12 protein-coding genes are annotated in these 12,644 nt (G+C 63.6%); 7 read left to right on the plus strand and 5 right to left on the minus strand.

Translation table 11 applies throughout. The features are described 5' to 3' along the window. Window positions 1-140: 140 nt before the first annotated feature. On the minus strand, window positions 141-1,157 hold the full coding sequence (locus IIB36_19290) for a hypothetical protein (GenBank protein MCH7533887.1): 1,017 nt from the start codon (window positions 1,155-1,157) through the stop codon (window positions 141-143). A 219-nt stretch (window positions 1,158-1,376) separates the two neighbouring features. Between IIB36_19290 and ggt the strand changes: the two genes are divergently transcribed. Next, complete coding sequence (gene ggt / locus IIB36_19295; GenBank protein ID MCH7533888.1) at window positions 1,377-3,077, plus strand: gamma-glutamyltransferase; 1,701 nt, start codon at window positions 1,377-1,379, stop codon at window positions 3,075-3,077. Between the two features lie 26 nt (window positions 3,078-3,103). Then, window positions 3,104-3,586, plus strand: coding sequence for a cupin domain-containing protein (locus IIB36_19300; GenBank protein MCH7533889.1), 483 nt, complete (start codon window positions 3,104-3,106; stop codon window positions 3,584-3,586). 18 nt (window positions 3,587-3,604) lie between these two features. On the opposite strand, the gene IIB36_19305 is transcribed toward IIB36_19300, so the two are convergent. Both IIB36_19305 and IIB36_19310 read right to left on the minus strand, forming a co-directional pair. Continuing rightward, window positions 3,605-5,230 carry an ankyrin repeat domain-containing protein gene (locus IIB36_19305; GenBank protein ID MCH7533890.1) on the minus strand — a complete coding sequence of 542 codons (1,626 nt, stop codon included), beginning with the start codon at window positions 5,228-5,230 and terminating at the stop codon, window positions 3,605-3,607. A gap of 2 nt (window positions 5,231-5,232) precedes the next feature. Further along, a complete protein-coding gene (locus IIB36_19310; GenBank protein MCH7533891.1) occupies window positions 5,233-6,684 on the minus strand; it encodes a beta-N-acetylhexosaminidase in 1,452 nt (483 codons plus the stop codon). A 548-nt stretch (window positions 6,685-7,232) separates the two neighbouring features. Between IIB36_19310 and IIB36_19315 the strand changes: the two genes are divergently transcribed. Beyond that, a complete protein-coding gene (locus tag IIB36_19315) occupies window positions 7,233-7,931 on the plus strand; it encodes a TonB family protein (protein MCH7533892.1) in 699 nt (232 codons plus the stop codon). Window positions 7,932-7,967: 36 nt separating this feature from the next. Here IIB36_19315 and IIB36_19320 read toward each other — a convergent pair whose 3' ends face one another. After that, on the minus strand, window positions 7,968-9,137 hold the full coding sequence (locus tag IIB36_19320) for a sorbosone dehydrogenase family protein (GenBank protein MCH7533893.1): 1,170 nt from the start codon (window positions 9,135-9,137) through the stop codon (window positions 7,968-7,970). A 207-nt stretch (window positions 9,138-9,344) separates the two neighbouring features. On the opposite strand from IIB36_19320, the gene IIB36_19325 reads away from it, so the two are divergent. From IIB36_19325 to IIB36_19340, 4 genes are read left to right on the plus strand one after another with little or no spacing between them, the layout of a single operon-like run. Further along, a complete protein-coding gene (locus IIB36_19325) occupies window positions 9,345-9,896 on the plus strand; it encodes a hypothetical protein (protein MCH7533894.1) in 552 nt (183 codons plus the stop codon). Then, on the plus strand, window positions 9,893-10,747 hold the full coding sequence (locus IIB36_19330; protein ID MCH7533895.1) for an ABC transporter ATP-binding protein: 855 nt from the start codon (window positions 9,893-9,895) through the stop codon (window positions 10,745-10,747). The genes IIB36_19325 and IIB36_19330 overlap by 4 nt, the downstream gene beginning before the upstream one ends. A 16-nt stretch (window positions 10,748-10,763) precedes the next feature. After that, the gene (locus tag IIB36_19335) at window positions 10,764-11,471 is read left to right on the plus strand and encodes a hypothetical protein (protein MCH7533896.1); all 708 of its coding nucleotides are present in this window, start codon (window positions 10,764-10,766) and stop codon (window positions 11,469-11,471) included. Next, the gene (locus IIB36_19340; protein ID MCH7533897.1) at window positions 11,468-12,211 is read left to right on the plus strand and encodes a hypothetical protein; all 744 of its coding nucleotides are present in this window, start codon (window positions 11,468-11,470) and stop codon (window positions 12,209-12,211) included. The genes IIB36_19335 and IIB36_19340 overlap by 4 nt, the downstream gene beginning before the upstream one ends. 28 nt (window positions 12,212-12,239) lie before the next feature. Here the strand turns inward: IIB36_19340 and IIB36_19345 are convergent. Then, a partial coding sequence (locus tag IIB36_19345) for a hypothetical protein (GenBank protein MCH7533898.1) occupies window positions 12,240-12,644 on the minus strand: 405 nt, incomplete at its 5' end.

The raw sequence follows: 12,644 nt of genomic DNA on the forward strand, positions 1-12,644 counted from the left end.
GAAGTCGAAGATCGCGTGCTCATGTGCCGTCCTCCTGGCAAAGGGGATTCCTGAAGAGATGTAAGTACATGAGCCCCCCCACGATAGTCCCTGGCCAAGACAACGGTCGAGAGGCCCTGAGCTCTAGCAGCTCACCTCTGTCAGCGCCTGTTTTGCTCGGCCTGGCTCTCTTCGAAACGTGCGCCGGTCAGCATGGCGGCCATGGAGTAGTTGCCCTCATGACACGCAAACTCGTAGAGGTAGTCGTGGAACTTCTTGAACGGAAGCTCGCCGCCCCACGACTGAGTGTAGGTCTCCGGATCGTCGATCGTGAACTCGTATAGGATCGTCTCCTCGTCGATCCTGTTGAAGCGCTCGGTCACCTTCAGACCGGCCGCGGCGGGGATGCCGTTGAACTCCTGCATCGGATGGAAATTGGTCGTCTCGACAACGAGCACATCCCCCTCCCAATGACCCCAAGAATCGCCCATCCACGGCCTTATATGAGCAGGCAACCGATCGGGCTCGCCGAGCTGGATGATCCGAGTGTCGTGGATGACCTCGGCGTTGATCATCACGTAGTCCGCGGTCTGGACGATCGTGTAGTTGTTGTTGTAGCGGCCGTTGGGGAGCATCGGCGGGCCTACGTTCGGGCCGAACATGAGGCAGCGATCCGTCAGCGTGCGTAGCTCGGGGTGGTCGGATTGCCCGAACTGCCTCCTGAAGTCTCTCCGCTCCTGCCGCAGCCGCTGGGCCTCTGCTGTGAGGGAGGGCCTGCGGCCGTTCGACGGATTCGTGATGAGCGAGCTCCGGGCCTCTCCGTTGATGACGGCTACCAGGTCACCTCGATGGTACCAGACCTGGTTGTAACCGACGATCGTGATGCCCGCCTCCGGTGGCGGACGGTCCGGGTCGCTCGGCTGGGCGTCGACGATGTAGCGGTCCTCTGCCCGCCCTTCGAGCCGGGCAACCTGTTCGGCGGTAAAGGTCGGCCCCTCCTGGTTCCTACCCCGCTGGAGTGGAGTGAGCGTCGCGTTGTTCCAGTTTCCCTGCAGGTCCGGATGACCATCGGGGGTCCGGGGCATCACCCACTGCTGAGCGGCGGCGGGGGAGAGAGGTCCTGCCGCGGCGATGGCGAGGCACAGGCCCAGAAGCGAAGTCGACGATCGTAGGCTCATCTGCCGTCCTCCTGGCTAGGCGATTCGTGGTAACGTCACTATAGCGACCGCAAAGGCGTGGCACGAGGGTGGAAGAGGGCCGTCGGTTCCTTTCCCTTCCACCCGCAAAAAAAGGAGCCGCCATTAGCGCATCCGGTTTGCCTACCCTTTACCGAGCGGATCTCGGCGGACACATTGAGCGCCAGTACCATCCGGGCAACTGATACCGAGAGGAAGACCATGCTGAACTCCACCACCGAACGTCGGCTCAAGGCTCTCGTCGTACTGCTCCCCGCCCTCTTGCTCGGTCTGAACATGGAAAACGCAGAGGCACAATTCAACGAAGGATTCCCGTACGAGACACTGCGTTCCCCGGCCATGGGCCTCCGCGGGGTCGTGGCCACGAGCCAACCGCTGGCCGCGAACGCCGGACTCGACATCCTGAAGAAGGGCGGCAACGCCATCGACGCGGCGGTCGCTACCGCCGCCGTGCTGACCCTGGTCGAGCCCAACAGCACGAGCCTCGGCGGCGACGCGTTCATCATGATCTACATCGCGGCGGAAGATAAGCTGGTCGGCATCAACGCGAGCGGACGCTCCCCATACACGATGACGCTCGACGCTCTCAACGAACGTCTGGACAAGCACGACATGAATAGCATCCGTGGTATCTACTCGGTCTCGGTGCCCGGTGCGGTCGACGGATGGTTCGAGGTGCTCGAGAAGTACGGGACGATGACCATGGCCGAGGTCCTCGAACCGGCGATCTACTATGCGGAAAATGGCTTCGCCGTCTCGCCCATCATCGCAGGCGCCTGGCGCGGGCTCGAACGGAATCAGGAGCCCTCCACGAGGGCTGCGCTGCTCATCGACGGTGAACGCGCGCCCAGGGCCGGCGACGTGTTCCGCAACCCGGATCTGGCTCACTCGTTCAGGTTGCTCGCCGAACACGGCAGGGACGCCTTCTACAAAGGACCCATCGCGGAAGCGATCGTGGCGTACTCGGACTCGCACGACGGCTTCCTCACCATGAAGGACTTCGCGGATCACACCTCGACGTGGGTCGAGCCGATCTTCGCCGACTACGGGGACTACCGGCTCTACGAGCTGCCGCCCAACGGGCAGGGCATCGCGGCGCTCGAGATGATCAAGATCCTCGGCAACGTCGACCTCGGTGCGATGGGCCATAACTCCGCGGAGTACCTCCATCACATCATCGAAGCCAAGAAGCTCGCCTACGCAGACATCGCCAAGTGGAACGCGGATCCGGAGTTCAACGATCTCCCGATCGAGGAGATGATCTCTACCGAATACGCCCGCCAGCAATTCGAGCGCATCGACCCGAACAGGGCCATGCGACGTCCCGAGTCGGGCATCAACGGAAACGGAGACACGATCCTGCTCGAGGTCATGGACAAGGACCACAACGCCGTCTCGTTCATCTACAGCATCTACGGGGGCTTCGGCTCCGGCCTCGTCGCTCCGGGGACCGGCTTCCCGCTACAGAACCGGGCCGCGCTCTTCTCGCGTGAGCCCGGCCACGTCAACGTGGTCGAGCCGCACAAGCGCCCCTTCCACACGATCATCCCGGCGATGGCGTTCAAGGACGGCGAGTTCTTGATGACCTTCGGGGCCATGGGCGGCGCCGTTCAGCCCCAGCAGCACGTGCAGATCTTCCTCAACGTCGTCGAATTCGGAATGAACGCGCAGCAAGCCGTCGAGATCCCTCGGATCAATCACGGCGGCGGGATGAACGTGACCGTCGAGCCCGGCATCGACGAGGCGGTATTGGTCCAGCTCGAGGCGATGGGTCACGAGATCCGGCGGAGAACGACCCGCGGAGGGGTGGGAGGCGCGCAGATCATCATCTTCGATCGGGAGACCGGTGCGATGATCGGGGGGTCGACACCGCACAAGGACGGGATGGCGGTGGTGTACTAGGGACCATCACCATCTGGGGGCGTGATATGAGAACGACCCACATCGCGGGAGGGCTATTCCGTAATGCCCTCCTGGCTGTGCTCTTGACGGCCGGGGGGTACTCGGAGGGTCGATCGCAAGAGCCAGCCCAGTCACCGGATGATCCGCTCGTAATCAATCTCGACGACATTGAGTGGGGCCCGCCCGGCAACACACCTCGCTTCGCGCAAGGCACCCGGACGGCGCAGCTCGGCACGGATCCGGACAGCGGCGGGCCGATCTACTATGCCAAGTTCCCCGCGGGCTCGCACTTCGACCTGCACTGGCACACCCATACCGAGTACGTCGCGGTTCTGGGCGGGAACGTCACGTTGGTACTCGGCGAGGAGACCCACTCACTCTCGCCAGGGAGCTATGTAGTGATCCCTGCGCGGATGAATCACTCCTGGGACGTTCCTTCCGGCGGCGCCGACGCCGTGATACTGGTGCGGCGGCGCGGCCCGGCCGACTTCAATTTCGTCGAGCGGTAACGCTGGTCGACCGACTCATCACCCGTCCACGGCGCCGTAGCGGCGCAGGACGTCGGCGACCTCGTCGCTGGCCATCGAGAGCGACGAATCGACGTCGGAATTGGGGGAACTGAACAACGCGCCCGCAGCGATGAGATCCTCCGCGATCCCGGCGTAGTCACCCTCCGGGTTGCGGCACCATGTCGATCCGTGGGCGACCCAACCCAGCGCTGTTGCGCCATGCGTGTCATCGAGCACCTCGAGGGACGGTCCCGCCGCCAGTAGGATCCGGACGGTGGAACGATGGCCGCTCCAGGCCGCCATGTGCAGGGCGGTCGTTCCATCGGCATCCTTCGCATCGATCGGGACGCCGAACTCGAGCAGGAGTCGAACGGCTTCGTCGTTCGGAATACCCGCCGCCGCAGGGAGAATCCGCTGCTGCTCGGGGGTCAGGCGCTGGACCAGGTCCGGGTCCTTCGAGAGCAGTGACTGCGCGCCGACGCGATTGCCTGCACCGCATTCGGCGAGAAAGCGCTCGGTCGGATCGAGTGTCACCTCGCCGCCGTGCTCCGCGAGCAGCGTCGCGCCCTCGATATTTCCGTGGAGGATCGCGAGCTGGTAGGCGGTTTTCCCGTCCTTCCGCTTCGTATCTACGTCGGCGCCGTGGTCGAGGAGAAGCCTGAGCGACTCCACGCCCCAGCCGTTCCGCACCGCGAGTTGTAGCGCAGTCTCTTCCTCTTCGGTGCTGGTGCGGTTGGGATCCGCGCCGTGCTCCAGGAGCCAGCGAATGCCCCGTAGGGTCGTCTGCGACCCCACGTGAGCCTGGCGGTAGCCGAAGAGAAAGTAGATCGGTCGGTTGCCGTAGGGGTTTGGATCCGCGTTGACGTCGGCCCCATGCGCTACGAGCATCGCCAAACACTCGTCGTTCATGGCCTCGGCCGCATGGAAGATCGACTCGGCATCATTGGGTTCGGCTCCGCGCTCGAGTAACAGACGCGCGACGGCTGGCTGGTTCGAGTCACCGGTCGCCCCGCAGAGCGCCGGGACCCGGCTTTCCGGATCCTTGGTATCGAACAGGTAGTGGCTGTTCGGATCGGCCCCTAAGTCGAGCAGCCGCTCGGCGATCTCGGCCAGCGCTCCGCGACGCTTCTCACCTTCTCCGGCGAATCGGGAGAAAGCGACGTAGAGGATCGGCGGCCAGCCGAGACTGCCGCCTGGCGCGCTCGCCAGCTTCGGATCCTCTTCCAGGAGCGCGAGCGCCCGAACACTGTCGCCAGTCGCGCAGGCGGCGTACAGGTCCGCCTGGGCGAGTCCGACATCGTGCTCGAGCATCCGATTCGCTTGTTCGAGAGAGCCCCCACATGCCTGCTGGAGGAACATCTTCAGACGATCGGAGAAGCTCGCGCTCATCTGTTCGATGCGTAGCGTCAGACGGGGCCAACTCGAGAACCCGTATTCACGGGCGATCACGAGCTGGGCGTCGGCGAGCCGGACCTCATCGGGTGCGATCGTCTCGTCTCCGCGGTGCTGGAAGCGGGGATGATGAGTACTTAGACGCGTAAGCGCCGTCGCGTCGGCACCGCGTAGATCGCGGAGCAGCGACTTGGCGCGCTTGCGATTGGACTCGAGACTGGGCTCATCTGGAAGGGAACCGACGAACGCCATGGTCAGGGGTCCAGCGGTCGGTAGTTGACCCCGAGCGCCTCGAGCCGGTCGAAGTGCCAATCCAGGCGCTCGACGAAGCCGTCGAAGTCTCTGCTGTCCGTGGGCGACCAGACGACCTCGGAGAGCGCCAACATGCGCGGGAAGACCATGTACTCCACGTAGGCCTCGGTCGTCATGTACTCCGTCCAGACGTTCGCCTGAGCCCCGAGGATGTGCCTGGCCTCGGTGGGCGTCAGCTCCGCGGGGACGGGCTCGTACGAGTAGACGGTATCGAGCGGCAGGAAGCCGCCTATTGCGAGCGGCTCACTCTCCTGGTCCTCCGTTTGGTAGAAATCGAAGTAGAGGTGGCTGTACGGCGTCATGACCACGTCGTGTCCTTGCCTGGCCGCCTCGATTCCGCCGATGGTCCCCCGGTACGACATGACCGTCGCGTTCGGTGCCAAACCACCCTCGAGGATCTCGTCCCACCCGATGAGTCGACGCCCGTTCGCATTCAGAAAGCGCTCGATACGCCGGATGAACCAGCTCTGCACTTCGTTCTCGTCTACGAGGCCCTCGCGTTCCATGAGCTCTTGGACGAACTCGCTCTCCTCCCAGCGCTCCTTCGGCGCCTCGTCCCCACCCACGTGGATCAGCTCGCCCGGGAAGAGCTCGATGACCTCGGTGAGTACGTTCTCGAGGAACGTGAAGGTCTCTTCCGAGGGGCAGTAGATGTCCTCGAAGACGCCCCACGTCATCCCCACCTCGAAGGGGCCTGGGGTGCAGGCGAGCTCAGGGTAGGCGGCGAGCACCGCCAGGGAGTGCCCTGGCATCTCGATCTCCGGAACGATCGTCACGTAGCGCGCTTCGGCGTACGCCACGATGTCGCGGATCTCGTCTTTCGTGTAGAAGCCGCCGTACCGCTTGCCATCCCCGTTGAACTCGTCACGGCCGTGTCCGACGTGGGTCTGCGCGCGGTACCCGCCCACCTCGGTCAGCAGCGGATAACGGTCGATCTGGATGCGCCAGCCCTGGTCCTCGGTCAGGTGCCAGTGAAAGCGATTGATCTTGTAACGCGCGAGCATGTCGATGTAGCGCTTCACGAAGTCCGGACCGTAGAAGTGCCGAGCCACGTCGAGGTGCATCCCGCGGTACGGGAAGCGGGGGGCGTCGTCGATTCGTACGGAGCGAACCTCGAGCGGCGCCGCAGCCGACCCGGAACCGCGCCCCGGCCCACCGTCCCCCAGCCGCACCCCGTCCCCCAGCCCCACGCCGTCCCCCATCCCCGGGGGGAGGAGCTGCGACAGCGTCTGCAACCCGTAGAAGAGGCCCGCGTGATCACCCGCTGCGATCGAGATGCCCGACTCGGACACCGTGAGTCGGTAGCTCTCCGGACCTCCACTTCCGTCGACACCCACGCGGAGCGCACCGTCTGCGGAAAAGGGTAACGGGAGCCCCGTGCCGACCCGGGCCAGAGCTCCACCACCTCCCGAGCCTCGTCATCACTCGGGTCGGTCAGCGTTATGGCACTCGACTCGTCGAGGACGAAGACACCTTCCCCTGCCTCAAAGCTCCGCGGTATCGGCACGATACTGTGGGGCGGTTCGCGGTCACACGCGGACATGGCGACCGCGCTCATCAACAACAGACCCAGAACGTCCCAGTGCCTCACAGTGGCCTCGCAAGCATTCGACACCTCCTCCAGGAGAGGCTTTCACCGACTTACTCATATATGCAAAGCCCTACTCCCCGAGCATAGCGTTACTTGGACCTGCCTTCTGGTCACTTGGGCCTGCGCTAGGTCGCTTAGGCCTGCCTCCTGGTCGTCCTCGGCCGAGGACCTCAAACGTCCCCTCGGGGGGACAACGACCCCAGGGCTCACCGCGGAGCACCGCCAGAATGGCCATCAGGGCTCGAAGTGACGACTGGCACGGCCTTTGCCCAATGAGCAGCTGGCCGTGGGTCCCTTTGCTTGGCTGGATCCCATGGTTCAAGAGCGATTCCGACATGAAGAGGACCCGACATGAACGCGATGGCTATTCCCGCTGAGGCGGAGAACACTAAATCCGAGAAATCCGAGACGGCGAACGACCGATTCAAGAAGTCCTTCGGATCGTGGCTCTGGGGCTCGATGATCGCAGCGACGGTTTTCCATTTTATGCTCTTTCAGTTCTGGCCGACGCAGACGGCGGCGGACATCTCTTTCACGGCCGGAGAGTTGGAGGTGATCGACGTTCTTCCGAAGATCGAGATTCCGCCGCCACCCGAGGCGATTTCCCGGCCCGCGACACCCGTGATGGCCCTGAGGGAAATCGACACCGATATCACCATCGCCCCGACCACGTTCGCGGACAATCCTGTGGAGGTGTTGGCGCCGCCGCCCACCAACGACGGAGCGGTAGATGTATCATCCGCTCCGGTATTCACGCCGATGACCGTACACCCGGAGATCAAGAACAGGCGGGAGGTCCAGGCGGCCTTGATGAGGGAGTATCCTCCCTTGCTTCGGAATGCCGGAATCGGTGGGCAGGTGGTCGTCTGGTTCTTCATTTCCGAAGAAGGCCAAGTGCTGGACAGGAGAGTTGCTCGGAGCTCGGGTCACATCCAGCTGGACGAGGCGGCCCTTCAGGTGGCGGACGTCTTCAGGTTTTCGCCGGCTCTGAACCGGGAAAAGGTCGTCCAGGTCTGGATTCAGTTGCCGATTACTTTCCGGGTCCAGTAGCGGGCCCCCGCGGTCCGGATCCCCTATTCGGGAGCCCTACCTCGAATAACTGATCCGATAAATTACCCCGGCTCCGTCGTCGGTTAACAGCAGCGCGCCGTCCGGCATCACGAGCACGTCTACGGGCCGTCCCCACGCCGTGTTGTTTTCCTGAAGCCAACCTTCCGCAAACACCTCGTATTCGACGGGGCGATTGCCGTCCAGGTGCACGACCATCAGTCGATAACCCGTGTGTCCGGCTGCCGGGCTTCGATTCCACGACCCGTGCTCGGCAATGAAAATCTGGTTCCGATACCGCTCGGGAAACATGTCACCCGTATAGAAGCGCATCCCCAAAGCCGCCACGTGGGGTCCGAGATCGAGCGCCGGAGGCGCGAACTCGCTGCAACGTCTCGAGTCCCCGAACTGCGGATCCGGAAGATCTCCGGCATGACAAAACGGGAAGCCGAAGTGCATGCCTTGGCGATCCGCACGGTTCAGGACGTCGGGTGGTGTCTCGTCGCCCAACCCGTCACGCCCGTTGCTGGTAAACCACAGCTCGTTCGTCACCGGATGCCAGTCGAACCCGACGGAGTTGCGAATCCCGCTCGCGAACACTTCCAGATCGCTGCCGTCCGGATTCATGCGAGTGATCGAAGCGTACCGAGGCTCCTCGTCTTCCCGATCACACACGTTACAGGGGCCGCCGACCGGGACGTAGAGCTTATCGTCCGGGCCGAAGGCGATGAACTTCCAGCCGTGCATCCAGTCCGAGGGAAACGCGTCGGACACGACCACAGGCTCCGGCGGATCGTCCAGACGCGATTCGATGCCGTCGTAGCGCAAGATCCGGTTGATCTCGGCGACGTACAGAGAGCCGTCTCGGAACGCCACACCGTTGGGCGCGTTCAAACCCGAATCGATCGTGATGACCCGGTCCGCCTTCTGGTCGTTGTCGAGGTCCAGTATGGCGTAGACCTGACCGGCGTCCGCCGACACACCTCGTGCCAGGGTCGGCGGGGCGCCGCGGGTACCCACGAACAGCGTCCCGTTCGGCGCGAGAACCATGGATCGAGGGTTGGACAGACCTTCCGCATAGATTTCGATGCTGAAGCCGGGCGGCAGCGTGATCCGGTCGAGCGACGCAGGCTGCTGTGCGCACGCGCCGGTCGCATATAAAGCCAACACCGCCGCGAGCGGCGAATTCAAAGTCACACGTCTGAGCATGATACCGTCCTCGCACCTGAGTTTCGATTATTCGTGGGCAAGACCGCCTAGCGCTTTCGGCCCGTGGGACTGGATGTGCGCCTCTGCACCAACTCGCCGTAGCCGCTAGCATATTCAGAGTCCAGCGCTCGGTCAAAGGCAACGGGGCCGGCGACACCTGGACGCCCACTTGGGTGAACCTACTTTGCTTCTGGAGGGAGGACTCGCATGGGGAGGAGACGGCGAATTCTTGTTGGCTTCGGGGTCCCGACCGTGGTCCTCGTGCTAGCGGTCATCGGGGCCCTTACCGCGGCTCGATTCCATGATGGCCCGTTCGCGGGCCCCTTGGCGATCATCGCTGCCGGCCCATTTGAAACGGGCGAGTGGCAACGCGGATCCGAAGAGCCGGATTGGGCTTTCCTACGAGAATATCCCACGATCGAGTTCCAACTTCTGGACCCGGCACGCTCACGCACCACCTACGTCATGGAGCACGATGGGCGGATTTTCATACCCTCGCGCTACATGAACACGATCCGGGGCAAGCTCTGGAAACATTGGCCCATGGAAGCCGAAGAGGACGGCCGGGCCATCTTGCGCGTAGACGGGAAGCTCTACGAACGCCAGTTGGTCAGGATCCAGGAGCGCGAAATCGTATCGGCCGTGTTGGCCGAACGGAGCCGAAAGTATGGCAATAGCCTCTCGGCGCTGCAGGAGCTGGTCGCGTCGGGAGATCTCTGGCTGTTCGAGTTGCAACCCAGAGGTCAAGCCGAGCCATGATCGACGTGAACGGGCTGGTCTTCACCTACCCGGGTGCGAAGGAGCCAGCCGTCAACGATCTCGAGTTCTCCGTCGGGGACGGCGAGATCTTCGGATTCCTGGGACCGAACGGTGCGGGCAAGAGCACGACCCAGAAGGTGCTCATCGGCCTGCTGCGTAAATACGGCGGCAAGGTAAACGTCCTCGGGCGCGAGTCGCGCGACTGGGGCTCCGAGTTGTACGAGCAGGTCGGCGTCGGCTTCGAGCTCCCTGTTCATTTCGGCCGCCTCACCGCGCGCGAGAATCTGAGCTACTTCGCCTCGCTGTATCAGGGTGAGACCGAGGATCTGGACCACCTGCTCGAGCAGGTCGATCTGCTCAAGGAAGCCGACGTGCGTGTCGAGCGTTTCTCGAAGGGTATGCGCGTGCGCTTGAGCTTTGCCCGCGCGATCCTGTGCCGCCCACGGCTGCTGTTCCTCGACGAGCCCACCACGGGGCTCGATCCGCTCAGCGCGCGGCGTATCAAAGACCTGATTCTCGAGCACCGCGAGCGCGGCGCAACGGTTTTCCTCACCACCCACGACATGGCGACGGCCGATGAGATCTGTGATCGTGTGGCGTTCCTGGTCGACGGGCGCATCGCTCTGATCGACGCTCCGCGCGAGCTGAAAGTCCGTTACGGTGAGCGGCGTGTGCGTGTGGAATACCGCCTCAACGGAGCACTCGAGGAGCGCGACTTCCCGCTGGAGGGCCTGGCCGAGAACCAGGCGTTCCTGACCGCGCTGCGCGAGCCGTCCTTGCAGACCGTCCACACCCAGGAGACTTCGCTCGAGAACATCTTCATTCGCGTGACCGGTCGGGAACTCGCGTGAGCCGGCGAGCACTCGGATGAGCCGGCTGTCCAGCACACTGCGACTCGATTCGCAGCTTCAGGCACGCCACAAAGTGTATCTGATCGTGCTGGGTGCCACCCTTGGATTATCCCTCGCCATCCGCGCTGTGATCACGCCCGAGCAGCTGGAGTTCTTCATGCCGGTGCTGGTCATGTACGGTGTGAGCCTGACGACGGTCTTTCTGGCGGGTGTGCTGATCCTGCTCGAGCGGGGCGAGGGCACCCTCGACGTCGTGATGGTCTCGCCGCTGCGACCCTCCGAGTACCTGGCCTCCAAGTTGATCACGCTGGCCACATTAGCGCTGGTGGAGAGCGTGATCGTGGCGGTCGTCGCCTATGGCCTGGGCTTCTCGTTCGGCTGGCTGGTGCTGGCCATAGTGATGCGCGCGAGCATGGGCGTCGGGGTCGGGGTAGCGGTGGGGGTGCGGTACCGCTCGATAACCCACTTCCTGCTTCCGGGGATATTCGCCTCGCTCGCGTTCGATATCCCGCTCATCTGGTACTTCGAGCTCTGGCCGAGTTCGCTGTTCTACCTGTGGCCCTCGATGCCGCCGCTGCTGCTCGCCAAGACCGCCTTCTTCCCGGTCGACCCGCTCCAGTTGGTTTACGCCTTCGTGTACGGCGCGCTGGTTGTCGGTGCCGCCTTGTTCTGGGCGTCGCGCTCGATCGATCGTTTTGTCGTGCGCGGCGAGCGCGTCTCGTGAACACGCACGTGATCAGGGCCATGAGGGTGCTCGCGCCCAATGATGTGCGACTGATCTGGCGCGATGGCTTCTTCCTGAGTTTCATCGTGCTTGTCACGCCAGTCGCCAGTCTGGGCCTACATTGGCTGATCCCTTTCGTGGGGGATCTCGTGGCCCAGTGGGTCGAGCTCGAACCTTACTACGGGCTCATCCTGGGCAACGTATTGATCGCCGGGGAGCCGGTACTGCTTGGCTTCGTCATCGGCATGCTCTTTGTCGAAGAGCGTGACGAAGGCACGTTGCTGGCTCTCCAGGCCAGCCCGCTCTCGTTGCGAAGCTTCCTCGGCTACCGGCTGTTGGCGGCGATGGTGCTCAACGTCTTGTTGACGGTGATCGGCGTGCTGCTCGCGGATCTGGTCTCGGTCTCCTGGCTCGAGCTGCTGGCGTCGGCGGCCCTCGCCTCGCTCGCAGTCCCCATAGTCGCTCTGGTCTACGCGGTCTTTATCAAGAACAAGGTGCAGGCGCTGATGCTGTTGAAGCCCGTACAGATCTGGGGCTCGGTGCCTCTCCTCTTCTTCTTCGTGCCCACACCCTGGCAGTGGATCGGAAGCGTAGCCGGACCGCTCTACTACCCGATGCGTCTGTTCTGGGGCGCAAGCGACGGTCAGGCGGAGTGGTGGCTGATGGTGCCGGGGCTGATCATTCCGGGAGTGGCGCTACTCTGGCTGCTGCACCGCTTCGAGCGCACGGTTTATGCCTGAGATGAGCACGGGCGTTCAGAGGCAGACCCTACCTCACCCTCCGCGCGATCCACACCCTGTTGTTCGCGGTCATGTTCTGCATCCCGAGGCGAAAACGGCGGACCTCCAAGTCGGCGGCGATCCGATGCAGTTCCAGCTGGATTCGGGTTGACGGCTGAGCATCGACCATTTCGATGGTGAACTCGATGGACTCGTCCGGGCGCACATTACCGGTAAACGGTCGGAACTCGCCGGGGCCAACCCCCGTGTTCCCGGACATGAACCGCATCACGTGTCCGTTGAGCGTCGTGGCCGTGGCAGAGTCAATGGAGATCGTGAGCTGGGGACCGGACCCGTTCTCGGCGGTGATCTGCCACTGCCCTACGATCCACTGGGCGAGCGGCACCGGGTCACCGGCAGTGTCGCTTCCCTCTGACGACTGGTTGCGCCCGGT

The organism is Gemmatimonadota bacterium, assembly GCA_022560615.1.
Classification (GTDB): Bacteria; Gemmatimonadota; Gemmatimonadetes; order Longimicrobiales; family Gaopeijiaceae; genus UBA1138.

Excerpts from the sequence above, each read along its gene's own strand:
- IIB36_19315 (MCH7533892.1), top strand. The coding sequence starts at position 7,233 with ATGAACGCGATGGCTATTCCCGCTGAGGCGGAGAACACTAAATCCGAG.
- IIB36_19335 (MCH7533896.1), top strand. The coding sequence starts at position 10,764 with ATGAGCCGGCTGTCCAGCACACTGCGACTCGATTCGCAGCTTCAGGCA.
- IIB36_19300 (MCH7533889.1), top strand. The coding sequence starts at position 3,104 with ATGAGAACGACCCACATCGCGGGAGGGCTATTCCGTAATGCCCTCCTG.
- IIB36_19320 (MCH7533893.1), bottom strand. The coding sequence starts at position 9,137 with ATGCTCAGACGTGTGACTTTGAATTCGCCGCTCGCGGCGGTGTTGGCT.
- IIB36_19330 (MCH7533895.1), top strand. The coding sequence starts at position 9,893 with ATGATCGACGTGAACGGGCTGGTCTTCACCTACCCGGGTGCGAAGGAG.
- IIB36_19290 (MCH7533887.1), bottom strand. The coding sequence starts at position 1,157 with ATGAGCCTACGATCGTCGACTTCGCTTCTGGGCCTGTGCCTCGCCATC.
- IIB36_19305 (MCH7533890.1), bottom strand. The coding sequence starts at position 5,230 with ATGGCGTTCGTCGGTTCCCTTCCAGATGAGCCCAGTCTCGAGTCCAAT.
- ggt (MCH7533888.1), top strand. The coding sequence starts at position 1,377 with ATGCTGAACTCCACCACCGAACGTCGGCTCAAGGCTCTCGTCGTACTG.
- IIB36_19325 (MCH7533894.1), top strand. The coding sequence starts at position 9,345 with ATGGGGAGGAGACGGCGAATTCTTGTTGGCTTCGGGGTCCCGACCGTG.